Genomic DNA, 23,033 nt, shown 5'->3' with positions numbered 1-23,033 from the left:
GCCCTCGGCCTTGTGCTGGGGGGTCACCTTACGCATCGTCTCATTTCCATTCCAGATCTGCGCCTGGCGCCGCGAGCGGGGAAAGCATCCTTGTGCTCCCGCCACCGGTATTGCCCGCCACCGCGCCATAACCAATGCTCGCATCAAGCACCGGCACCAGCGCCTCGGCGGCCGTCCCGGCGATGCAGTTGCGCAGCATCACATCCATCACCCGCGCGCCCTGCGGCAGGCCACGCTCGGCCTGGGTCAGCCGCCTGAGCGCGAGAACGCAGGTCACATTGGGGCCCATCGCCTCTTCGGTCCAGAAATAGAGCCCGAGACTGTCCTCGCCAGTCATCAGAGCACCCGGTTTTACCGAAGTGAACGGCGCAGGCGCGCCGCCGATCCGGGTCACGAATTCCTCAAACCTGAAGCGTGCCGCCGCCAGATGGCCCAGCCGCGTGCGCAGAATCAGAAGGTTATCGCCGGGCACCGCCACGTTGTTTGGCAGCCCGATCCGCTGCTCAGACCCGCCGAGCAGGCCGCGCTGCATCACAAAGGTCATCCCCTGCGGGTTGGCCCATGCCTTCGCGGCCGGAACCGGATGAAACAGCTCACGGTCCTCGATCTGCTTTTGTGTCAGACCGAAGGTATCGATTTCATATCCGCAGCCCGTCAACAGGGCGCAGAGGAATGCTCCGGCGATCATTCTGCCGATGCGGGGATAGTCTGCTCTATTCGTCATGCTTCCGGGCCGGATCAGGACATTATTATCGTTTTCGGGATCGCCCCCACGACCCACAACCCCAGGATGATCTGATTCCAGCCGAAAAGGCAACGCACTGGTTAATTTTTGCCGGGAGGTGTGGCACATGGCCGACGGTCGGGGCGGGAAGTCTTTACCGATGGTGTCACAGGATTGAGCTATTCAATAAATTAATCAACAATAATGCGCAGAACAGGAGATTATCCATGGAAGCAAGCGAGATGGTGGCCGAAGAGCTGGATCGTGGCCTGCCGCAATGGAAAGATCTGCCCGACGCCCTGCGCCCGGCGCTGGAACGCCACTGTGCAAATCTTGTCGGCCTCGCCGCTTCTTTGCGGGCAGCAGGCCGGGAGACCGACGATATCCGCGAGCTTGTGGCAGAGCTTTTGCGCAGCTATGGCGCAGATCTCATTGCGGCCCTGGAGACCAAAAATGACGATTAAGCCATTGTTCAGGCTGAATGACGAGGCCGGGCGCCTTGCCGCGCTGCGCCGTTATGAGATCCTCGACAGCGCGCCCGAGACGGAGTTTTCCGATATCGTCGCCCTCGTGAAATCCATCTTCAACACGAAATATGCCGCCATCAATCTGATCGACAGCGAGCGGCAATGGATGAAGGCCGCCGCCGGGCTGGAGCCGCTGGAATGTGGCCGGGGCGATGCCTTTTGCGACCATACGATTCGGGGCACCAGCGCGCTGGCGGTCGAGGATGCCACTGCAGACAGCCGGTTTTCCGACAATCCTTTCGTGACCGGCGAGGCGAGTATCCGATCTTACCTCGGCGTGCCGCTGACCAGCCCGGACGGATACAATATCGGCGCGATCTGTGTTTTTGACACAGGGCTGCGCAAATTCAGCGATGCCGATAAGACGGTGCTGGAGAATTTCGCCAAAGTGGTGATGTCGCAATTCGAGCTGCGGCTGATCGCCCGTCAGGACAGTCTGACCGGCAGCCTCACCCGCCGCGCCTTTGTGGAACGCATGGACCGCCTCTCCGGTCGCGAAGACCCGGTTTCCCTGCTGATGATCGACCTTGATCGCTTTAAGCTGGTCAATGACACCTTCGGTCACCCGGTGGGTGACATTGTCCTGAAGAGCGTGGCGACCACGATCCAGTCCAGCCTGCGCAAAAGTGATGCGCTCGGCCGGCTTGGGGGCGAGGAATTCGCGGTGTTGCTGCCTGGCGCCGATGCCACGGGCGCGCTGGCCTTTGCCGATCGGCTGCGCAACGAGATCGCCACCCGCAAGCTCGATGAGATCGCCGGGGCAAATGTGACGCTCAGCATCGGGATCGCCGACCACCGCGCAGGAGAGAGCCGTGACCTGTGGCTGGCGCGCGCGGATCAAGCGCTTTACGCCGCCAAGACGACAGGACGTAACCGCTGTGTCGTGGCAGAGTGACACCGTTTAACGCAGCAGATTGCTGAAACGGATGTCAAAGGTGATCTGGTCATAATCCGCAATTGCAGCGGTAGAGCGGCTGGACATCACCCCGAGCCGCAGCGTTACCCCGGGGCGCAGCGAGGCCGAGATACCAAAGCCATGGCTGCGATCTTCGCGCGGCTGGCCAAGGAAAGCGCCACCCGCTGCCCGCTGATGCCAGAGATCAATCCGCCAGTCGCGCCCCGCCCGGGCCCAGGAATAGCCCGCCTCGATCCGCTGGCGCAGGACCGTCGTCTCATCCACTTTGGCCCCCAGGGTCAGCACGATCTCGCTGACACCCGCGCGTCCGATTCGCTCCAGCGACAGGCGGAGCCGGTCCTGCATTCCGCCGGAAGTCGAGACGGCCTCATATCTCAGCCCGGCCTGCTGGACGCTGCCGCCGGCGGCAAAGACCTTTGACAGCTCTGCTGAAAGACGATGGGCATTGCTTGTATCCAACTCGCGCCAGCTGCGGGTGCCCAGCGCGCAGAGATCGAGAAACACCCAGTCCTGCAGATGGTTGCGCGAACAAAGGCTGAGCGCGGCATCTGCGCGGCCGATCTCATGGCGGGGCGACCAGGCCAGTTCCCCGCCGGCGGTAAGCTCGACCACCCGTCCGGGCCCCCAGGCAAAGCGGGCCATCGCCCCGCCCGCGCCACCAAAAACCAGCCCGGCCTTTGCGCGAAATGCAGGGTCCGCCTCAAGCACCAGGCCGCCAATGGTCAGCCGGTCCTGCAAAACACCGCCATTGATATTACCGTCCCAGCCCAGCACCGGCGCAAAGCTCAGTCGCCGCGCCGTCAGGGACAGCTGCCCCGGCTCAACCCCATAGCCCTGCGCCAGAAGCTCGCGGCGCATGAACAGGGTTTCTGCTGGCCCCAGCCGCCCCGCCTCAAGCGCGGTGCCGAAGGCCCGCAGGCGAAGACGTTCAGAGCCGCTCAGAAAGGCGTTGCGCGTCAGATAGGAAGTATCGGCTTCCGCCTGCCCCGCAGCGAGGCCCACAAGACAGACCCCGACAAGCGCCGCGCGGAACCAGGCCCGCAGCGATTTACGGCTTGGCATTCGGATCGCGGCCGAAGAAGACACCGTCCACCGAAACCTCGTGACTGCCCTGGTCACTGGTCAGGGTGCCGCTGCCGGTATAAAGCCCCGACGTCGTCATGCCATGCTGACCGTTGCTATAGCCCGGCGTGCCACCGACATTGCCGCGCAGGGAACCCGCAATCGCCCCCTCCAGCACCGGGTGACGCACCTCGATGCTGACATCCCCGCCATAGGCCCCAGTGCGGATATTGAAGGGCAGGTTTTCGCCCCTCAGTTCGATCCATGTCTCTGACCCGTTTTCGGTGCCGGTGCGCAGGCTGATCGACGCTGTCTGGGCATCGAAATCAAGAACGAGATTTTCCAGCCCCTGGGCATGATGGCCCGACAAAAGCGCGCCGTCATCGATGGTGACCCAGGCGAATGTTTCCCCCCGGAAGTAATATTTCCCCTTGGCCTCGATCAGCCTGCCATTGCGCTCATTGACGAATTGCGACTGGTCGGCGGTGAGGCGCAGGAGACGGGTCGCTTTCCCGGTGCCGGACCCGACCTCGGCAATCACCTCTATCGTCATATCCCGCGCATAGGGGGTGTCAGTAAGGTCGATCAGGTTGAGATAACCTGCAGGGCCGCCGGCGGGAGAATCGAACGCGTTCAGAACCTGTTGTTCGGCCCCGGTCACACTGATGCGCGAACGCACGCGGTTCCGCCCGTTATGCTGTGTCTGGTAGGTTTCAAATGCTGCGACATCAACGCCTTTGCCTGGTGGCAAATCCGTACCGCCGCCGCCTCCGCCGCCGCAGCCCGCGAGCATGGCCAGAGCAAGGAACCATACCGCCAGATATCTCATGAATTTGCCTCATATCGTTGGTCCGGTCCGTCACCCGGAAATCACTTCGCGATTGCATTTATATTAAATGACATCAACCTGAGGATATGAACAGATGGGCTGGTTAAGATCCGCCCGTTCTTCTCAGGTGGTGGTTATCGCAGGCCCTTCCTGCGCCAGAACCCGTGAAGCACGGCCCCGGCCTGCAAGGCCTATCAGATGGATCCGGCCGGGCGTAATTCCAGGTGCATCGCGCACCACCTTCGGCGGACCGAACCTGACGGAAGACGCTGCCATAGGGTCACCCCCGTGCCCGGCCTGCATGTCCGTGCTCCGCCCCGATGCGGTGCCGCTCAGAGGGGCATGTCGCGACGGAAGTAAAGAGGACACCCGATTGCTTTCACCTGAAAACGATTTCCACTCAGGCAGAACGGAAAACTGCATTACTTCCGGTGAACTGACGGATCAGGTCCCGCAAAGCATCGGGCCATGCCAACAGATCGGCCAGCAAATCTAAAGCGGCAACCGACCGCCGGCTCGCCAGAACATCACGATGTTATGGCGCCGGAGATGGGTGATCGCCCCTCTGGCGCCATCAATCACGAGGCGCAGTGGCAGCGCCCGGAAGCCCCGCCGGGACATTTCCCGGATGGCCCCTCCGTCTGCGATCGAACCGCAAGACGGACCTCAGCGGTTGCGCATCAGCATCCGGAAAAGGTCGCGCAGATCATCGAGGTCGGCGATCATACCGATCCGCGGCATCGCGCACCGTCATATCGACACATTGATCGGTCGGGCAGCCCGAGACGATCAGCTGTCGGATCCCGAGGTTTTCAGCACATAGTCGATATTTGCGAGCTAAGGACCCCAGACGAGGTTTTCGGCAGCATGATCTCGGCGTCCACCGGCACCAGATTGGCCGGGGGCAGGCCCTCGTGCAGGCTCGGGTGAACATGAATCGGCGTCAGCTTATGGTCAAGCGAGCGGTCGCGACCATCCTCGGTCAGGCTCTGGATGATCATGTGCAGCACCTCGGCACCATTTCCGCGCGCGGCTTGCAGCAGGGGCTCGGTGTTCGGGATCGCGATTTCGCGCGCGGTTTTGTAGCATTGGTGATCAGGCCCGCGCTCCGGGTGATGCGGGTCAAGCTCCGGCTCCAGCCAGATGCGCTGCATATCGACGATCAGGAGAGTGGTCTCTCCTTCGCGAAACGGGGCGTCGCGGGCAGGCATGCAGTCATAGTGAGCGGTCCTCGGGCAGGGATGATTCCGTTCCTGCCGCGCCGGAACTCTGGTTGAGGGTGATCTGCCGGCGGTCACGAAGCCCTTCGATCCGCTCCATCCGCCTGGCGGCGCCTTCGCCCATGATATCGAGCATCCTGGTCACGATGGCCTCGACCTGGGCGAGCGCCGACACCAGGGTGTCAAAGGGCGAATTCACCTCGGTCTGGCTGACAAGGGCGACATCGGCGCTGTCCTCCAGTGGCGAAAGCCATTGATCTGTTAATAGAACCAGCCGCACGCCAGCCGCCACGCCATCGCGCACGAAAGGCATCACGTCGGGTCGATAGCGGCGGTAATCAGAGGCGACGATCATGTCATTGCGGTCAATATCGGCAAGAAGGGCAAGTTCCCGCGCCGAAAGTGGCAGCAGCGCGACAACGCCCGGGCGCAGATGCGCGAGGTAACCCGCGAGGATCAGCGCGATATTGCGGCTGAAGCGGCCACCGATGACATGGATGCGACCCTTCGTCTCGGCCAGCATGCGGCAGGCGCTCTCGAAACTCTGCGCCGGGGTGCCCTCGCCACTTCGGCTCAGGTCGAAGACGGCAAAGCTTTCATAGCCCAGTTTCGCGACCAGCCGCACCACGGTCGGATCGCTGACCCCACTTTTGCGGGCCAGCCCGGAAACAGTGCCATGCGCCGGCGCAGGAAACTCCGCGAGGATCTGACGGATGATCCTTTCCTCGGAGGGCGTCAGTCCGTGATCACTGCGCAACAGCAGGTCCCTGACAGCCATGACTGGCTCCCCTTCGCAGTGAATTCGCGATCAGCCCGCTGCCCCATGCCAGACTTGGGTAAATAAATTTCTCCATTTTTTCCATTATTGTAAAAAATGTTGAAAAACTACATGCCGATATGACAGCAAGGCCTGCCCGAGAGACGTCATTCGCGGCTTGCACCTGCCACGCATCTCTACGGCGACAACCGCCGAAAGCACCCTGGATCATGCCGCCAGCAGCTGCTTCGGCGAGCCGAACGCGTCTGCCGCGCGTTTCTGCTGCGAACGAAAAATGACTGTCGCAACCCGACCTTAACCAGTGTCGTCTTCGCCGGCTCACTCATCACCAGGCGCCGCCATTCTGCTCTGATCCAAAGCGACTGCCGCTGTCAGGAGATCCTCACGCAGCATCGCACGCACGCCAGGCTGAAATGCTGGAACGGGTCGTCCGACCGCTGAAGGCATAATGCGTTCAGCGCCACCGCGTTAGAGTATTCAGCTTGCTACCCGTGCCATCGGCGACTGGATCCTGCTCCACAAAACCCGACACCCTTATCAGCCACTTACCATATGCAGGGCTGATCCAAGTTTCTATTTTGCTGTGCCGCGACGTGCTGCCAGCAAAACAAGGGCATTCCGCGCCGGGGAGTTGCTCATAGTAGTCAGAGACTCCCGCACGATGAAGTTTCTGACCAGCTTCTCCATCTTTGTACTTTCGCTGAACTGGCTCACCGTGGAGGCGCCAAACTGGCTTTGAGCCCTGGATTTCAGCACTCGCAGCTGTTGATCAATGTCAAGATTGCTAAACCCGGCCGGCAATCCGAAAGATTTCTCCAAAACCTGCCGCAATGGTTTGTTTCCCATGATGGTAAACCATTTCGTATCCTCGCTCGCCGGGGATGCCGCCAGCTTCCCGATCTCTCTTTCCGCGTTCAAAGCAAGTCGGAAAGAGTCATTTTGCTCTCCGACTGCCGCCTCGAACTGACGCACGTAATATTGATCAAGCAGAGCATCAGCAAACCCCTCATCGAGGGTCTTTGGCAGCCGAGCTCCATCCAGACCAAAGCTTGCAGCAAACGTCCGGTAGCTTTTATCCGCAAGTCGATTCGAGAGGTCTTTTGGGGAATCGACTCCATCTGAAAGGATCTTTTTGACGAATGCTTTCGCATTTATGTCCTGTTCCAGGCCAAACGCACTCAATGCGATCTTTAGCAACCTTCGATCAGATACCAGGTCATCGGCCGTAGTCACTGTCCCGATCTTATTCCGAAAATACTGCGCGTCGCGCTGATTTACCGGCGCCTGTTGAAAAGCTTTCGCTTGCGCCGGCATTGTTCGCTTCAGCAAAAGCCAGCCACCATAGCCATCTGCCGGGAGGACTGGCTGAAAACTCATCTCAGTTTCCTCCCGCCGCCATAATGCGCGTTTCGCGGGGAAGCAGGCCGCGAAGTGCCTTAAGAACCTGATAATGTTGGTCTTCGAGGACAGCCTGGCTGGCAATCGTCAGCAGGCGTCGACTGTCGGGATCCGTCAGAACCTGGCTGAGTTGTTCAATCCCGCGCAGCAGTTGCGACCTGGTATCGCCCGGGGCGGCATCACCGGAAAGGACCAGCTGGGCGATATAGCAAACCCGCCGCACCGGCGTATTGGCTTCCTCCGGATGTAGCGCATCGCGCAGCCGGAGAATATTCGCATTGGGCGTCATAACCGCAAGACGCGACCGCTTGTCACCGTTTTCGATCACCGCACCATTGATAAGGACCCTTTCATGTGGGCCGAGTTTCAGAACCAACCCCGTCATGTGGCCGCTCCTTCGCCACGCAATCCTTTCAGGACCGCCTTATTGATTTCGATGAGAACGCCGGCATCAGCCGTTTTCTGGCGAATCTTCCGGCTATGGTCCGCAGTAAAACGGTAAAGGTAGAACAACCGCGCACGAAGCGCTTCAGGAAGCCCGTTTCCGGGCTCCGCTACATCGGCTGCGAGCGTCGACCACAGTTTCTCGTTGTGGAAAACCGCCTCGAGAAATCCGCTGTGATCTTCGTTGCGCCGCCGATCCGCGGCGACAAGACGTTGCGTGATCCGTGCGATAACCTCGTATTCGGCCATGCGCGGGGTACGAATTGGCGCTGTCGGTTGCGCATAGGCAAGACTGGAGCTGAGAGTCATTCTGACATGTTCCGTACTTAAGATAGTTTAAAAGCTGGCCGGAGCCCGGAGACCCCGGCCGCGGGCCTTAACGGAACAGGGACAGCAGATTCTGTGGCTGCTGGTTGGCGATGGAAAGCGCCTGGATGCCCAGCTGTTGCTGGACCTGAAGCGCCTGGAGGCGGGCCGAAGCTTCCTCCATATCGGCGTCGACAAGCGTACCGATACCGGCCGTCATCGCATCTGTCAGTGACGACACAAAACTGGTCTGGGTATCGATCCGACCCTGAGCCGAGCCGAATTCGGCAGCGGCATCAATGGCCTTGTTGATCATGGTTTCGATATTGCTCAGCGCAGAGCGTGCGCCGGCGATTGTGGTAACGTCGATCGCGCCGAGCCCGAAGAGCCCCCCCGAAGCCTTGCCATTGACAGTGCCGGAGCTGGCCGCAATTGCGCGGGCAGTATCGGAGGAGTTGTCGATATTGAGCTGCCATGCACCGGCCGCACTCTGGGTGACCCTGGTGGACAGACCCGGCACTTTCCCGGCATCGATGGCGATTTTCAGGCCGCGCACCACATCCTCCGTGGTTTCGCCTTTGCCGGCGATATAGCTGTAAGCCACACCTCCCACACTGAGCGTATAGCCGTCGCCATCTTTGACCGCATTGCCGCCGAAGACATAAGTTTCGGCACGTTGGGCAATCGTAGCAACCGAACCAGTGACCGTGCCCTCTCCCGCAGTCGGAATCGTTGGAACAGCAAAGCCGGCGACATGTTCGACGGTGACCTGTTCGAAAGCCCGGCTCGACTGGATATCAACGTCAGCAGTGCCGTTCAGAACCGCCGTCACCCCCTCAAGGCCAAGCTTGTTGATCTCGCTGATCATGCGGGTTGCCGCTTCCGCCGCCGTCATGGCAGCACCGCTGTCATTGGTGAAGGTGACGGTCTGACCGTTTATCTTCAGCGTTGCAGAATCCCCGATCGCCAGGCCAGCCCCGGCCAGCCGCGCCGAATTCGCGCCATTCGTGATGCTGGTCACCGCAGCCCCGGCCAAATCGACCGGCGCCGTGATGTTTCCGGTGATCACCGCGACTCCTGCGAGGATCTGGGGTGAGCCTGTATCAACGCCCAAAGTCCCGTTGCCTGCGCTGAGATCCTGACGCGCGACGGTGATGTCCGACGTGGTGACGCCCGAATCCGAGCGGTCCAGCGAGGCAAGGAATCTCACATCATCGGTGCCGGAGACGAGGTTCAAGCCGCTGAACTGCGCGCCGCTGACGATGCCGGCGATCTGACTGCGCAACGCGTCGATATCGGTCTGAAGCTTTTCGCGCGGCACATTCTCGCTTTGCGCCGAAACGATCTTTTCTTTCATACTGTTCAGAAGACCCTGGATCTTCTCAGAGGCCTCGCGCGCGACCGAGAGCGAGGAGGAGCCAAGCGCGAGGCTGTCGGAAATCCCTTTGAACCCTTTGACGTCGGATTCCATCACCTTCGAGATCGACCAGACAGCGGCGTTATCCCGCGCGGTGGCGACAGTCTTGCCGGTGGAAATCTCCGACTGGACCTTGTTCATATTGCCGTTGATGGTTTTGAGGGTCTGCAGCGCGACCATTGCGCTGGAATTCGTCAGAATGGACGACATTTTGTTTTCCTCTGGCTGCCCTGGGTGCTTTGCACGGGGGCGAAAGCGCCGCCCCTGCAGGCGGCAATTCCGGCGTTCTGGCCGCTGCCGGGGGTCGACCCTCAGCGCCATCCCCACATCGGGATGCAGGTTAAGCTTTGCAGTTCATCCCTGCCAATTTGTTAATGCGGCAGGTCAGTTTTGCCCTGAAAATAAGCGGATTTTATGAGATTTCTTCCGATCATCCCCCATGCTGACGGGTTTCCCACCGGCCCGATTTTCCAGGTGAAATTCAAAGCCGCTTCGCTTTGCCGGGCTCATCCGCCTGCACCGCGCCGCGCTGACCTTGGGAATCATAGATGGAAAACGTTGCCGGGCGGTTCAGCCGGCCTTTTGCCGCCGCGATTCCCCGCGCCGCGGCCTCGAAAAGTACCGTATTCGCTGCGGCCATTTCGCGGATGAGATCCAGCGATTCGGGATCCGCGCCCGGCAGGGCCTCCAGCGCCGCCCCGGTGTCCCGCGCCAGGTCATCAAGCGCAGCGAAATCCCCCTCCAGCAGGGCGCGGCGCGTCTGCTCCAGCAGGTCAACCAGGGTCTCAGAGCTCATTCACATCCCCTCCCATCGCCCGGAACAGTGTTTCTGCGAGACCGATTCCCCCGCGCTCCACCATCAGTTTCGCCTGTTCTGCGCGCAGAAAGGACCCGAACTGCTCTTCGCCGATCCCTCCGCCAAAACTCTCGGATGTCGCGCCAAGCCCGCATTGCGCAAGCATCTCCGTCAGGAAAACCGCCTCCATCTCCTGCGCTTTTTCCATCAGGAGATGCGGATCGGGCGCCCGCTTCATCGCCGGTATGTGAGCCGGCTGGATCTGGATTTCTGCCATCAGATCGAGTCCTTTTATGTTGAATTTTTCGACTCTGGCGCGATGTCGGTAAACATCCGGTAACCCGATGCTGGCAAAAACGACGGGACTCAGAAGAGATTCCCGCATATGCAGAACGTCCAGATCAGCCTGCCGCTTCTTCGCCTGCCGATCTCTGCCGGCGTAAGCCTTACGGGGACGAAATCCGGTGCCGGTGATCCGTCAGGGGCGGATCTGTTTTCGCTCGACCTTGCCTCTGATGGTACAGACACGCCGCTGCGGGTTTCCGCGCCAACGGCCGCGCTTCCGGAAGCAGAGCCTGAGGGTCCCGATCTGGCCGACAGCGACGAGACCTGTGACCTGCCCCTTGCCACAGGCGGGCATGAGGCGGATCGGACAAGGCGGAATAACGGCTTCGCCTTTGTACCCGCGCTCCAGTACAGGCTGCCCCAGTCCGACAGAGATTCCGAAGCCGAAGAGGTGCCGCCTGACGACAAACCGGCCGCGGCGCCACCTCATCCGACCGGGACGAGGCAGGCTGAAGCGGGTGATTTCGCGCGGGTCGGAGATCGCCCAGCACCCGCCCCGCCCCAGTTCAGCCTGCCCCAGCCCGGCAGGGATCCTGAAGCCGAAGAGCTACCGCCTGACCACAAACCGGCTCCGGCGCCGCCTCATCCGACCGAGACGAAGCAGGCTACAGAATGTGGTCTCGCGCGGGTCAGAGATCGCGCAGCACCCGCCCCCATTTCCCTGCCGGGTGGACGTGAAACGCGGATCATCTGCGCGGCGGCGCCCCCTGTTTCCGGTAAGGTGCCCGAACCGATCTGGTCCGCAGTGCCAGATCTGCCAGACGGGCCGGAAAGCGGCGCTGGCAACCTTCCAGTGGCGCCGAACGGTCAGAGTCACTTGCAACCTGCAAATCCGTCTCCCGACGTGACCTCTGACGCAAATCCTGAACGCCGGGCGCAGCCCCGTATTCCGGATCCGGCCGCCGCAGCACCGCCCCCCCTCCAGGTCGAACCATTCGGGCCGGCCCATGGGTTGCCCGAGCCGCCGCTCGCACCGACTGGTCCCATGGCCATCGAGACGCCTCCGTCTGCCCACCTGCCCCGCGCTGAAAGCACACGGGAATGGCCCGCTCAGCGACATCTGCCGCCCCTGCCACCACCACCGACAGGGGCAGAGCCTGGTCGTCTGACATCGTCTCCGCCTGATGCGAACGTGAACACCAGCGAAACCTCTGCCCGGATCGCGCCTGAACCGACCCCTTTCGCAACCCCACAACAGTCGCATATTGCAGGGGCCGTAACTGCCAGCACGCCCCTGTCGGACCTTACAGATCAGTCCCTGCCTGCAGATGCAGCGCCTTTGCCACCGCCGGGCCGTTCCGTGCCGCCACAGGCAGAGGTGAAGCCCCAAAACCTGGCGCCATTGCGAAACTCCAGGACAGAATCGCTGCCTCTTGCCATGCCGGTCATAGCTGCTGCAGCGCGATCTGCGGTTCCCGGGCACCAGGCTAAGGCGGCTGAACCGGTTTTTCCCGAAAACGTCAGAACCGCCGCGAATACTGAAATAATTTCGCGGCAACCGACAGCATCCACCGTGACCAGAACCGGATCCGATCCCCTCGCCAATGAGGCTCCGCTGCCCGCCGGCACCGGCCAGTCCGACCCTGGCACGGCGCCGCTCGGCACATATCATCTGCCCACGGGACGTGAGATCCCGCCGCATCACGTAGCACCGGCCACTCGTCCCGAAATGCCGGCACAGGTTCCGGCCCAGATCAGCCAGGCCGTCATAAATGCCGGCGGCCCGGTGACCGAACTGCGGCTTTCGCCGGAAGAGCTCGGGACGGTGCGGATTGAAGTGAAAACCGAGCGCGAGAAGGTGACGGTCACCTTGTTGGCTGAACGTCCGGAAACGCTGGATCTCCTTCGCCGCCATGCAGATCGCCTGGTGGCAGAATTCAGGGCGGCCGGTTTCAGTGAGATGAACCTTGGCTTCGGAAACCTCTCTGCCGGTGATCAGGGGGGCGCACAGCCTGGCCCTGCCCCCTCTGTCCCTGAGATGACCGAGGCGGCAATTTCTGCCGCGATCCCGATTTCGGCGCCGGAGACAAGGTCCGGCCCGCAAGCTTCACTTTATCTCAGATTGTAGGAGAAGACATGCAGGTCAATGCGGTGAATTCCGCCTACGGGGCCGCTCAGGCACCCTCTGAAACCTCGGCACTCTCGTCGGATTTCACGACATTTCTGAAGATGCTCACGGTTCAGATGCAAAACCAGGACCCGATGAACCCGATGGAATCTACGGATTTCGCGGTACAGCTCGCGACGTTTTCCGGCGTGGAACAACAGGTGCGCACCAATCAGCTGCTCAGCGCGATGTCGGGGGAGTTTTCGCTGATGGGGATGGCACAGCTGGCGGGCTGGGTCGGCCAGGAGGCGAGGGCTGCGGCAGATGTCGTCTGGTTCGGTGGCAACCCGGTGACACTCTCGCCCAATCCAGCCTCGACGGCGGATCAGGTTGTGCTGGTTGTACGTGACTCACGTGGCAATCTGGTGTCGCGCGAGGAATTGCCCGTCTCGGCCGAGCCCTATCAATGGCTTGGCGGCGATGCGGCCGGCAACCGGCTTCCGGATGGCCGCTATATCCTGACACTTGAAAGCTGGCGGGAAGGGACGCTGCTTGGCGAAGATCCGGTCGAATATTATGGCCGCGTCGTAGAGGCCAGGGGCGGCGCCAATGGAACGATGCTGGTTTTCGAAGGCGGGATCGAGGTCCCCTCGGGCTCGGTCACGGCTTTGCGCCTGGCCCGGAACTGACCCCTCAGAACAGTTTCGCAATCAGCACGGCCGCCCCGAGCGTCCCCAGCGTCATCGCGGCCGCGAGCAGCAGGACTGTACCCCAGCCAAAGCCCGGAACCGGGCGCTGCATCTGATTGCGTTCGTCCAGAGCAACCAGCCTTGCCTCGGCCAAAGCCGGGAGCCGGGGCAAAAACCGCGCCAGAACGCGGCTGGTGCGCCAGAGATCACGCAGCACCGCTTTGGGCCCGATACTGGTGCGAATATAGGATTCGACCACCGGCCGTGCGACTTCCCACATGTTCAGATGTGGGTCGAGGCTTCGTGCCACGCCTTCGACGACAACCATGGTGCGCTGCAGCAGGATCAGCTCGGTCCTGGTTTCCATGCCAAAGCGCTCGGTCACCTCGAACAGATAGGCCAGCAGCTTTGCCATCGAGATCCGGTTCGCCTCCATACCGAAAATCGGCTCTCCGACGGCGCGCAGGGCCCGGGCGAATTCGTCGATATTGCGGTCTGCCGGCACATAGCCCGCCTCGAAATGCACTTCGGCGACGCGGCGATAATCCTTCTGGATAAAGCCCATCAGGATCTCGGCATAAACGCGGCGGGTATATTCGTCGATCCGCCCCATGATCCCGAAATCATAGACGATCAGATCGCCATTCGGGGCGACCTTCAGATTGCCCTGATGCATATCGGCATGGAAAAAGCCGTCCCGCAGCGCATGCGACAGAAAAAGCACCAGCACCCGCCGGCCAAGTTCCGCCCGGTCGATCCCGGCGGCGTCGATTGCGGCGATTTCGTTAAGCCCGATCCCCTCGGCCCAGTCGATTGTCAGCACAGTCCGCCCCGAAAGCCCCCAATGCGGGCGCGGCACGACAAGCCGGTCATCTTTGGCCGTATGTTCTGCAAATTCAGCGGCTTCGGCACATTCCAGCCGCAGATCCAGCTCGCCCTGCACCACGCCATCGAAATGCGCGACCACATCGGAAGGCCGCAACCGGCGCGAAAACGGCGCCAGTCGCTCCATCCATTTCGCCGCATAGTAAAAGGCGTCGATATCCCTGCGGAAAGCGCGCTCGATCCCCGGGCGGAGGACCTTCACCGCCACTTCGGCGCCTGTATCACGCAGGCGCGCATGGTGAACCTGGGCAATCGAGGCCGCGGCGACCGGCTCGGAAAGCTCGGAAAAAAGTGCATCGGCGGGGGCGCCGAATTCCGCGGCAATGATCTTGCGCGCCTCCTCCATCGGGAAGGGCGGCAGTTTGTCCTGCAGATATTTCAGCTGATCGGCCAGCTCGGCGCCGACAATATCGGGGCGCGTCGAAAGCACCTGACCCAGCTTGATATAGGCCGGCCCAAGCGCGGTGATCGCACGCGTCACCGGCGGCAACGAAGGATCCCCCTTCAGCCCGAGGAAACGGAACGGCCGCCCCAGCAGACGCGCGGCGAAACGCAGCCGCGGCGAGACCTCCATCGCCTCGAGCGCCACGACCATGGCGCCGGTACGCTCGAAAGTCGCGCCGGTGCGGATCAGCCGCCAGATATTATGCGGGCCGCGCATCTCAGACCTTCCAGCCGGAATGCAGCGCCGCAATCCCCAGCGAAAGGTTGCGATATTTCACCAGGTCGAACCCGGCCTTGCGGATCATATCAGCAAAGACCTCTTGTTCCGGGAATTTACGGATCGATTCCACCAGATATTGATAGGACTCGCGGTCACCCGTCACCATCTGGCCCATCGGCGGGATGATGTTGAAAGAATAAAGGTCGTAGACCTTTTGCATCAGATCATTCGGGATCTGGCTGAACTCCAGCACCATGAGCCGCCCGCCGGGGCGCAGCACGCGGTAAGCCTCGGACAAAGCGTCCTGAACCCGTGTCACATTCCGGATCCCGAAGCTGATCGTATAGGTGTCAAAGCTGTTGGTGGCAAAAGGCAGTGCCATGGCATCCCCGACCACCCAGTCGAGCTGATCGGCCATGCTGGCAGCTTCGGCACGGGTGCGCCCGGCAATCAGCATGTTTTCGGTCATGTCGCAGACCACCGCCGATGCGCCCGGCGCGCGGGTCAGATAGCGAAAGGCCACATCTCCGGTGCCGCCCGCCACATCCAGAAGCCGCGTCCCGGGCCTTGGGGCCAGCCAGTCCATCATCGCATCCTTCCAGATCCGATGGATGCCGACCGACATCAGGTCATTCATGACGTCATATTTCGAGGCGACCGAAGAAAACACGCTATGGACCAGGCCCGCCTTTTCTTCCTCCCGCACGTCGCGAAAGCCGAAATGAGTGGTTTTGTCCTGATCTGACATGGTTTTCGCCCGGATTGTGCAGCGGATAGCGGCTCTGCACCGGGGATATACCGCAAGAATGCAAAGGGAAACCAGTCAAACCGCGCAGCCCCTTGGAGCGGCGCGGTCTTGCGCTTAGGTTGCGCTTCGAAATGCGGGGGAAGACGAAGATGCCGGAACTGCCCGAAGTGGAAACCGTGCGCCGTGGGCTTGAGCCGGTGATGGAAGGGCAGCAGATCCTCACCGCACAGGTGAACCGCCCCGATCTGCGCTGGCCTTTTCCGCCGCGCATGGCGGAACGGCTGACCGGCGCGCGCATCAATGCGCTGCGGCGGCGGTCTAAATATATCCTTGCGGATCTTTCCAGTGGCGAGACGCTGCTGATCCATCTCGGCATGTCGGGGCGAATGCTGATTTCGGGCGCACAGGTCGGCGGCTTCCATCACGACCATCCGCAACCGGCGAAACATGACCATGTCGTCTTCGATATGGAGGGCGGCGCCCGCGTCACTTTCAACGATCCCCGCCGTTTCGGCGCGATGGATCTTCTGGATACCGCGAGTGCCGAGGCGCATCCGCTTCTCGCCGTGATCGGGCCGGAGCCGCTGGGAAATGCGTTTGACGGCGATTATCTGGCGGCGCGGCTTGCGGGGCGGAAGACACCGGTGAAATCGGCGCTTCTGGATCAGCGGATCGTCGCGGGTCTGGGCAATATCTATGTCTGCGAGGTGTTGTTTCGTGCCGGTATCGCCCCCGACCGCCTTGCCGGCGGTCTGACCGGCAAACAGGCCCAGGGCCTTGTGCCGCTGATCCGCGAAGTGCTGTCAGAGGCGATCGAGGCCGGGGGATCTTCGCTGAAAGATTATCGTCAGGCCGATGGCGAGCTTGGCTATTTCCAGCACAGTTTCCGCGTCTATGGCCGCGAGGGCGGCGCCTGCACCACGCCTGGCTGCAAAGGCAGCATCGCGCGGATCGTGCAGGCAGGGAGATCTTCCTTCTACTGTCCGGATTGCCAGAGATAAGGGCTCAGCTTGCCTTCCCGGGCCTCAGGTGGCAGGAGTCACGGATCTGTTAACCGGAGATCCCGCGATGGCCTATGAAACCCTGATCGTCGAGATCGAGGATTATACCTGTCTCATCCGTCTCAACCGCCCCGATGCGCTGAACGCGCTGAATTCGCAGCTGATGAGAGAACTGGCGCAGGCGGTTACCGCCGCAGACAAGAATGACAAGGTGCGCTGCATCGTGATCACCGGCAGCGAAAAGGCCTTTGCGGCCGGCGCCGATGTGAAAGAGATGGCGTCCAAGGGCTTTACCGATGTGTTCTTCGACAATCTCTTCGGCCCCGAGGCCGAGGCGATCATGCGCTGCCGCACTCCGGTCATTGCAGCGGTCTCGGGCTATTGCCTTGGCGGCGGCTGCGAGCTGGCAATGCTGAGCGATTTCATCATCGCCGCAGATACTGCGAAATTCGGCCAGCCCGAGATCAATCTCGGCATTTGCGCCGGAATGGGCGGCACCCAGCGTCTGACGCGCCTCGTGGGCAAGTCGAAATCGATGGATATGCATCTGACCGGTCGTTTCATGGAGGCCGCCGAGGCAGAACGGTCGGGCCTTGTGAGCCGTGTCTTCCCGGCAAAAACCCTGCTGGAAGAAGCACTGAAAATCGCGGCAAAGATCTCCGAAAAGTCGATGATCACCGCGATGATCGTGAAAGAAACCGTGAACCGCGCCGAAGAGACCAGCCTTTCCGAAGGGCTCCTGTTCGAGCGCCGCATGTTCCATGCCGCCTTCGCGACCGAAGACCAGAAAGAGGGCATGGCGGCCTTCCTGGAAAAACGGCAGCCGCAATTCCGCGACCGCTGATTCCCGTTTGCAAAGCCTGGGCCTTTCACGTATAGGCCCCGGCAGACATGCGCGTGGGCCCGCTTAGGCATTTTTGATTCCCGTCCTCCGGGCCAGTTCTGGCCATATGGGCGGGGCCATCGGGTTTCGTGCATTTGTAGTTTGAAATCCGAAGGACAAAGCCCATGGCAAATACCGCCCAGTCGAAAAAACGCGCCCGCCAGGCCGAAGCACGCTATGACGTGAATAAAGCCCGCCGCTCGCGCATCCGCACCTTCCTGCGCAAAGTTGAAGAAGCCATCGCTTCGGGCGATCAGGCTGCTGCTGCAGCCGCTCTGAAAGCCGCTCAGCCCGAGCTGGCACGTGGTGTGACCAAGGGCGTTCTGCACAAGAACACCGTTGCGCGCAAAATGTCGCGTCTCGCGGCCCGTGTGAAAACCACCGGCGCAACCGCCTGAATTCGGTTCACCGTCCCGGCACTATCGGGGAAATTTAAGGGCGCGATCCGCAGGGATCGCGCCCTTTTCCGTTCCCGGTTTGGTGCCCTGTCTCCCGGTCCGGAGCCTGCCTGGCACCAGTCCGGCGCAGGCGCGGCGCGAAGACCGCTCCATGCCGCGTTAACAAAGCGATTCCCCAGGCGCAGGATTGGGGTCAATCCCGCGCGGGAAAAATATCCACACTGTCGGATTTCGGGCGGGATTTTGCCGCTGACATGGCCTCAGACAGCCAGAGAACGTAGCGCTTCTGCCGCCTCGCCAGGATTCGCCCCGACGGACTCTGTGTCAAGCGAGTTGTTCAGTTGCAGAGCGCGCGCGCCGCTTGCTACCTTTACCAGGCGATTCACTTCGTCCTGGGGGACAGGGAAATGACGCAAACCTGATATCACAACCGACACTTTGGGCTGCCAGCCAACAAGATCGGGGATTTCAGTTTGTGTTCAACCGGATAGAGCCAACAGTCTGGCTTTTATCTGGTGCCCGGCCGGTGCAGCAGGTCTGCCCGGCATGTCTTATGTTTTGCCCTGCGGCGGAGGATGACCCTCTGACCTTCGCAGCCTCTCCGGCGCGGCGGTCATAGGGTCGGGTCTCGCGAATTCGACCGTGCCGCATCGGGCGGAACGGTGAGGTGATTGGGCAGGTCTGGTTAGAATGACGAATGAAACTTGGGGGCAGATCCGCGAAGGTCTCATCAGCCGGGTCGGACGAAATAATTATACAACGTGGATCGAACCCCTGCGGCTGTCACAGCTGGAGGGCGGTGTAGCGCTGTTCGAGGTCCCCACTCCGTTTTTCGGAGATTGGGTGCAACGCAACTATGGCGACCATATCCGCAATCAGCTGCTGACCTCCGGCGCTCTGGTCGAACGGCTTGAATTCCTGGTCGGCGCTGAAGCCCCGCGCCCTGCCGCGACCTCGTCTTCCGAGCGTGCTGCGGGTGCCAGACCCGCTGTTGCCGCGCCTGCATCGCAGACCCGCGGCCGTGCGACCCAGGACGATGATCTTCCGGGCGCACCGCTGGATGGTCGCTTCACCTTTGAAAGTTTCGTCGTCGGCAAGCCGAACGAGCTTGCCCACGCCGCCGCGCGCCGTGTGGCCGAAGGCGGACCGGTCACCTTTAACCCGCTCTTTCTCTATGGTGGCGTAGGCCTCGGCAAAACCCACCTGATGCATGCCATCGCGCATGAGCTGCGCGAGCAGAAGCCGGATCTGAAGGTGCTCTATCTCTCGGCCGAGCAGTTCATGTATCGCTTCATCCAGGCGCTGCGCGACAAACAGGTGATGGATTTCAAATCGCTGTTCCGCTCGGTCGATGTGCTGATGGTGGATGATGTGCAGTTCATCGCGGGCAAGGATTCCACCCAGGAGGAATTCTTCCATACGTTCAACGCGTTGGTGGATCAGAATAAGCAGATCATCATCTCTGCCGACCGCGCGCCTGGCGAGATCAAGGATCTGGAGGACCGGATCAAATCACGGCTGCAATGCGGCCTGGTGGTTGACCTGCATCCGACCGATTACGAGCTGCGTCTCGGCATTTTGCAGCAGAAAGCCGAATTCTACCGTGGCCAATATGGCGGTCTCGCGATCAGCCATGGCGTGCTGGAGTTCCTCGCGCATCGTATCACGACCAATGTGCGGGTGCTGGAAGGCGCGCTGACCCGGCTTTACGCCTTCGCCTCGCTGGTTGGGCGTGAAATCACCCTGGAACTGGCGCAGGACTGCCTCGCCGACATTCTGCGCGCCTCGGATCGTAAACTGTCGATCGAGGAGATCCAGCGCAAGGTCGCCGAGCATTACAATATCAGGCTCTCGGATATGATCGGGCCAAAACGCCTGCGCACCATCGCGCGGCCGCGTCAGGTGGCGATGTATCTGTCGAAACAGCTGACTTCGCGCTCTTTGCCGGAAATTGGCCGCCGTTTCGGCGGGCGTGACCATACAACAATCATGCATGGCGTGCGGAAGATCGAGGAACTGGCGGCGCTCGACAGCCAGCTTGCTGACGACATCCAGTTGCTCAAGCGGCTGTTGCAGGGCTGACCGCCCGATTTCTTGCAAGAAATCGGCCCGGAGTTTTTAAAAACTCCGGGTTGCGCCAGATGGATACGGCTCGGTCTTGACGAGACTGGCAAAGCTTCGCAAAGTCGGGCAAAACAGGCAACCGGGCTTCCCGGCTCGCTTCGTGCGCCCTGAATGCGGGCAAGAGGATTTGGACGAATGAAACTCTCGATCGAACGCGCATCGCTTCTCAAGGCGCTGGCTCAGGCTCAATCCGTTGTCGAGCGGCGCAATACGATCCCGATCCTTGCCAATGTGCTGATCGAGGCAGAAGGCGCCCAGGTGTCCTTCCGCGCGACCGATCTGGATATCGAGGTGGTCGACCGGACCGATGCGATGGTCGAACGCGCCGGAGCAACCACGGTCTCGGCGGTCATGCTGCATGAAATCGTACGGAAACTGCCGGATGGAGCGCTGGTCAACCTGTCCGAAGATGGTGCCTCGGGGCGGCTGACGATCACAGCAGGGCGCTCGACCTTCAGCCTGGCGACGCTGCCGAAAGAAGATTTCCCGGTGATGGCGTCATCGGAATACAGCACGAATTTTTCGGCCCCCGCCACCGATCTGCGCCGGCTGTTCGACAAGGCGAAATTCGCAATTTCAACCGAAGAGACACGCTATTATCTCAACGGCGTTTATCTGCATGTTTCGACCGGCGATGATGGCCCGGTCCTGCGCGCGGTAGCGACCGATGGTCACCGTCTGGCACGGATCGATGCTCCGCTGCCGGCGGGAGCCGAAGAGATGGCTGGCGTGATCGTGCCGCGCAAAACCGTCAACGAGCTGCGCAAGCTGCTTGATGATGATGAGGCGAAGATCGCGGTTTCGGTTTCAGAAACCAAGATCCGCTTCGCGACCCCGGCGATTACGCTGACCTCGAAAGTGATCGACGGCACTTTCCCGGATTATACCCGCGTGATCCCGCAGCATAACACCCGCCGGCTTGAGGTTGACGCCAGCGAATTCGCCAAGGCGGTTGACCGGGTGGCGACGGTGTCGTCGGAGCGCTCGCGCGCGGTGAAGCTGTCGCTTGACGAGGATCGGCTGGTGCTTTCGGTCAATGCCCCGGACAGCGGTGCGGCGGAGGAAGAGCTCGCGGTCGCCTATGCCGATGAGCGGCTGGAAATCGGTTTCAACGCGAAATACCTGCTGGAAATCGCCAGCCAGGTTGATCGTGAGAATGCGGTGTTCCTGTTCAATTCATCAGGCGATCCGACGTTGATGCGCGAAGGCAATGATACATCGGCGGTTTATGTCGTGATGCCGATGCGCGTCTGATCGGGCCACCGGGGGTTTTCGCCCCCGGCTCCCACAGCGTATTTTCTCAAGAGGAAATGTCCTGGCTGGTTTGACTGTCAGCTTGTTGTCTCTGTCGCATTTCCGCAGCCATCGGGCCCTGCGGCTGGAATTCGATGGCCGGCCGGTGGCGATTTCCGGGGCCAATGGCGCCGGAAAAACCAATATTCTGGAAGCGGTATCGCTTTTGTCACCCGGTCGCGGGCTGCGCGGCGCGACTTCCGAGGAATTCATCCGCAGGCCCGAAGCAATCGGCTGGAAAATCGCAGCGGATGTTTCAGGCCCGGGCGGGTTGCACCGGCTGGAGACCTGGGCCGAGCCGGGCGGGACGCGGCAGGTCCGGCTTGATGACAAGGGCTCGACCCAGCTGGCGCTTGGTCAGGTGATGCGGGTTTTGTGGCTGGTCCCGGCGATGGACCGGCTCTGGCTGGAAGGCGCCGAGGGGCGGCGCAAGTTCCTCGACCGTATGGCTTTGTCGTTTTTTCCCGACCATGCCGAGGCCGCGCTGGCCTATGAAAAGGCGATGCGGCAGCGCAACCGCCTGTTTCGCGACGACGTCAGTGACCCGCATTGGTATTCCGCACTTGAGGCGCGAATGGCCGAGACCGGCGCGATCATCACCGCCAACCGGAGCGCGGTGCTGGCGCGGATCAAGTCGGCCCAGGCCGGGGCGGTTTCGGCCTTTCCCCGTGCCGATCTCAGCCTGAGCCACCCGGAAGATGACAAGGGCAATCTTGCCGCCGCCCTGGCTTTGGGCCGGCGGCGTGATATGGCGGCAGGCCGGGCGCTGATCGGGCCGCATCGTGCCGATCTCGAGGCGGTCTACAGCGACAAGGGCGTGCCGGTCGCGATGTGCTCTACCGGCGAGCAGAAGGCGCTTCTCATCTCGCTGATCCTTGCCAATGCGCGCGCTCTGGCGGCCGAGACCGGTTTCGCGCCGGTTTTGCTGCTGGATGAGGTGGCGGCGCATCTCGACCCGGGCCGGCGGGCGGCACTTTATGACGAGATCTGTGCGCTTGGCGCCCAGGCACTGATGACCGGGACGGATGCATCCCTGTTTGACAGCCTTGGCGGAAGGGCGCAGACACTGGTTGTCGCCGCAGATGGCAACCAGTCAGGAGTGACCCAATGACCCCGCAGCGCGTTACCCTGATCACCCTCGGCGTGGCCGATCTGACCGCCGCGCGCGCCTTTTATGCGCGGCTGGGCTGGCAGGAACATGGCGAGAGCCAGGAGGGGGTTGCCTTCTTCCAGATCAACGGTCTGGCGCTGGCCTTGTTCGGGCGCGAGGCGCTGGCCGCAGATCAGGGGCGGCCCGGCGCCGCGCTTGGCAGCGGCGCGGTGACGCTGGCGCAGAATTTCGCGACAGAGGCCGAAGTTGACGCGGCCTATGCTGCGGCGCTTGCGGCCGGCGCAACCGCACTGAAAGCGCCGGAAAAAGTGTTCTGGGGCGGCTATTCCGGCTATTGGGCCGATGCGGATGGACATGTCTGGGAAGTGGCGATGAACCCATACTGGCCGCTGAATGCCGATGGCAGCCTGACATTGCCGGGCTGACCC

General features: G+C 61.6%; 24 protein-coding genes. 11 read left to right on the top strand and 13 right to left on the bottom strand.

Features of this window, described 5'->3' with window-relative positions; all coding sequences use genetic code 11:
* Positions 1 to 40: 40 nt before the first annotated feature.
* Positions 41 to 724, bottom strand: coding sequence for a hypothetical protein (locus tag M3484_RS06590; RefSeq protein WP_143040516.1), 684 nt, complete (start codon positions 722 to 724; stop codon positions 41 to 43).
* 227 nt (positions 725 to 951) lie between these two features.
* On the opposite strand from M3484_RS06590, the gene M3484_RS06585 reads away from it, so the two are divergent.
* Complete coding sequence (locus tag M3484_RS06585; RefSeq protein WP_092900147.1) at positions 952 to 1,188, top strand: hypothetical protein; 237 nt, start codon at positions 952 to 954, stop codon at positions 1,186 to 1,188.
* Positions 1,178 to 2,146, top strand: a complete 969-nt coding sequence (locus M3484_RS06580; RefSeq protein ID WP_249496254.1) for a sensor domain-containing diguanylate cyclase — start codon at positions 1,178 to 1,180, stop codon at positions 2,144 to 2,146. The genes M3484_RS06585 and M3484_RS06580 overlap by 11 nt, the downstream gene beginning before the upstream one ends.
* A gap of 6 nt (positions 2,147 to 2,152) precedes the next feature.
* On the opposite strand, the gene M3484_RS06575 is transcribed toward M3484_RS06580, so the two are convergent.
* From M3484_RS06575 to M3484_RS06525, 10 genes are all read right to left on the bottom strand, one after another.
* Complete coding sequence (locus M3484_RS06575; protein WP_249496253.1) at positions 2,153 to 3,229, bottom strand: hypothetical protein; 1,077 nt, start codon at positions 3,227 to 3,229, stop codon at positions 2,153 to 2,155.
* The gene (locus tag M3484_RS06570; RefSeq protein WP_249496252.1) at positions 3,216 to 4,058 is read right to left on the bottom strand and encodes a hypothetical protein; all 843 of its coding nucleotides are present in this window, start codon (positions 4,056 to 4,058) and stop codon (positions 3,216 to 3,218) included. Before M3484_RS06570 ends, M3484_RS06575 begins: the two co-directional genes overlap by 14 nt.
* Positions 4,059 to 4,870: 812 nt before the next feature.
* On the bottom strand, positions 4,871 to 5,269 hold the full coding sequence (locus tag M3484_RS06560; RefSeq protein ID WP_249496349.1) for a cysteine hydrolase family protein: 399 nt from the start codon (positions 5,267 to 5,269) through the stop codon (positions 4,871 to 4,873).
* 4 nt (positions 5,270 to 5,273) lie between these two features.
* Positions 5,274 to 6,056 carry a MurR/RpiR family transcriptional regulator gene (locus M3484_RS06555; protein ID WP_249496251.1) on the bottom strand — a complete coding sequence of 261 codons (783 nt, stop codon included), beginning with the start codon at positions 6,054 to 6,056 and terminating at the stop codon, positions 5,274 to 5,276.
* 573 nt (positions 6,057 to 6,629) lie between these two features.
* Positions 6,630 to 7,433 (bottom strand): DUF1217 domain-containing protein, encoded by an 804-nt coding sequence (locus M3484_RS06550; protein ID WP_249496250.1) that lies wholly within the window; start codon positions 7,431 to 7,433, stop codon positions 6,630 to 6,632.
* A 1-nt stretch (position 7,434) separates the two neighbouring features.
* Positions 7,435 to 7,839 carry a flagellar biosynthesis repressor FlbT gene (gene flbT, locus M3484_RS06545; protein ID WP_249496249.1) on the bottom strand — a complete coding sequence of 135 codons (405 nt, stop codon included), beginning with the start codon at positions 7,837 to 7,839 and terminating at the stop codon, positions 7,435 to 7,437.
* The gene (gene flaF / locus M3484_RS06540) at positions 7,836 to 8,207 is read right to left on the bottom strand and encodes a flagellar biosynthesis regulator FlaF (protein WP_249496248.1); all 372 of its coding nucleotides are present in this window, start codon (positions 8,205 to 8,207) and stop codon (positions 7,836 to 7,838) included. Before flaF ends, flbT begins: the two co-directional genes overlap by 4 nt.
* A 67-nt stretch (positions 8,208 to 8,274) precedes the next feature.
* Positions 8,275 to 9,831, bottom strand: a complete 1,557-nt coding sequence (locus tag M3484_RS06535; RefSeq protein WP_249496247.1) for a flagellin — start codon at positions 9,829 to 9,831, stop codon at positions 8,275 to 8,277.
* A 271-nt stretch (positions 9,832 to 10,102) separates the two neighbouring features.
* Positions 10,103 to 10,417, bottom strand: a complete 315-nt coding sequence (locus M3484_RS06530) for a hypothetical protein (RefSeq protein WP_249496246.1) — start codon at positions 10,415 to 10,417, stop codon at positions 10,103 to 10,105.
* Entirely contained in the window at positions 10,407 to 10,802 is a 396-nt protein-coding gene (locus M3484_RS06525; RefSeq protein ID WP_249496245.1) for a rod-binding protein, read from the bottom strand. Before M3484_RS06525 ends, M3484_RS06530 begins: the two co-directional genes overlap by 11 nt.
* Positions 10,803 to 12,275: 1,473 nt before the next feature.
* Here M3484_RS06525 and M3484_RS06520 point away from each other — a divergent pair.
* Together M3484_RS06520 and M3484_RS06515 are read left to right on the top strand one after the other, a co-directional pair.
* Complete coding sequence (locus tag M3484_RS06520; RefSeq protein WP_249496244.1) at positions 12,276 to 12,830, top strand: flagellar hook-length control protein FliK; 555 nt, start codon at positions 12,276 to 12,278, stop codon at positions 12,828 to 12,830.
* An 8-nt stretch (positions 12,831 to 12,838) separates the two neighbouring features.
* Positions 12,839 to 13,498 (top strand): flagellar hook capping FlgD N-terminal domain-containing protein, encoded by a 660-nt coding sequence (locus tag M3484_RS06515; protein ID WP_249496243.1) that lies wholly within the window; start codon positions 12,839 to 12,841, stop codon positions 13,496 to 13,498.
* A 4-nt stretch (positions 13,499 to 13,502) separates the two neighbouring features.
* Here M3484_RS06515 and ubiB read toward each other — a convergent pair whose 3' ends face one another.
* Complete coding sequence (gene ubiB, locus M3484_RS06510; RefSeq protein ID WP_092900172.1) at positions 13,503 to 15,044, bottom strand: 2-polyprenylphenol 6-hydroxylase; 1,542 nt, start codon at positions 15,042 to 15,044, stop codon at positions 13,503 to 13,505.
* A gap of 1 nt (position 15,045) precedes the next feature.
* Positions 15,046 to 15,795: a bifunctional demethylmenaquinone methyltransferase/2-methoxy-6-polyprenyl-1,4-benzoquinol methylase UbiE gene (gene ubiE, locus M3484_RS06505; protein WP_249496242.1), complete on the bottom strand. Its 750-nt coding sequence runs from the start codon at positions 15,793 to 15,795 to the stop codon at positions 15,046 to 15,048.
* A gap of 149 nt (positions 15,796 to 15,944) precedes the next feature.
* On the opposite strand from ubiE, the gene mutM reads away from it, so the two are divergent.
* The 7 genes from mutM to M3484_RS06470 all read left to right on the top strand — a co-directional run bounded on the left by mutM (position 15,945) and on the right by M3484_RS06470 (position 23,030).
* On the top strand, positions 15,945 to 16,796 hold the full coding sequence (gene mutM, locus M3484_RS06500) for a bifunctional DNA-formamidopyrimidine glycosylase/DNA-(apurinic or apyrimidinic site) lyase (protein WP_249496241.1): 852 nt from the start codon (positions 15,945 to 15,947) through the stop codon (positions 16,794 to 16,796).
* Between the two features lie 67 nt (positions 16,797 to 16,863).
* The gene (locus M3484_RS06495; protein WP_249496240.1) at positions 16,864 to 17,640 is read left to right on the top strand and encodes an enoyl-CoA hydratase; all 777 of its coding nucleotides are present in this window, start codon (positions 16,864 to 16,866) and stop codon (positions 17,638 to 17,640) included.
* 164 nt (positions 17,641 to 17,804) lie between these two features.
* Positions 17,805 to 18,077, top strand: a complete 273-nt coding sequence (gene rpsT, locus M3484_RS06490; protein WP_092900178.1) for a 30S ribosomal protein S20 — start codon at positions 17,805 to 17,807, stop codon at positions 18,075 to 18,077.
* Positions 18,078 to 18,767: 690 nt separating this feature from the next.
* On the top strand, positions 18,768 to 20,159 hold the full coding sequence (gene dnaA / locus M3484_RS06485; RefSeq protein WP_249496239.1) for a chromosomal replication initiator protein DnaA: 1,392 nt from the start codon (positions 18,768 to 18,770) through the stop codon (positions 20,157 to 20,159).
* Positions 20,160 to 20,336: 177 nt separating this feature from the next.
* Positions 20,337 to 21,455: a DNA polymerase III subunit beta gene (gene dnaN, locus M3484_RS06480; RefSeq protein WP_092900182.1), complete on the top strand. Its 1,119-nt coding sequence runs from the start codon at positions 20,337 to 20,339 to the stop codon at positions 21,453 to 21,455.
* Between the two features lie 70 nt (positions 21,456 to 21,525).
* On the top strand, positions 21,526 to 22,605 hold the full coding sequence (recF, locus tag M3484_RS06475; RefSeq protein ID WP_249496238.1) for a DNA replication/repair protein RecF: 1,080 nt from the start codon (positions 21,526 to 21,528) through the stop codon (positions 22,603 to 22,605).
* Positions 22,602 to 23,030, top strand: a complete 429-nt coding sequence (locus M3484_RS06470) for a VOC family protein (protein WP_249496237.1) — start codon at positions 22,602 to 22,604, stop codon at positions 23,028 to 23,030. Before recF ends, M3484_RS06470 begins: the two co-directional genes overlap by 4 nt.
* Positions 23,031 to 23,033 lie beyond the last annotated feature (3 nt).

This window comes from Pseudomonas sp. GX19020, assembly GCF_023371075.1.
GTDB lineage: Bacteria > Pseudomonadota > Alphaproteobacteria > Rhodobacterales > Rhodobacteraceae > Pseudogemmobacter.
This window is presented reverse-complemented; position numbering and strand designations above follow the sequence as displayed.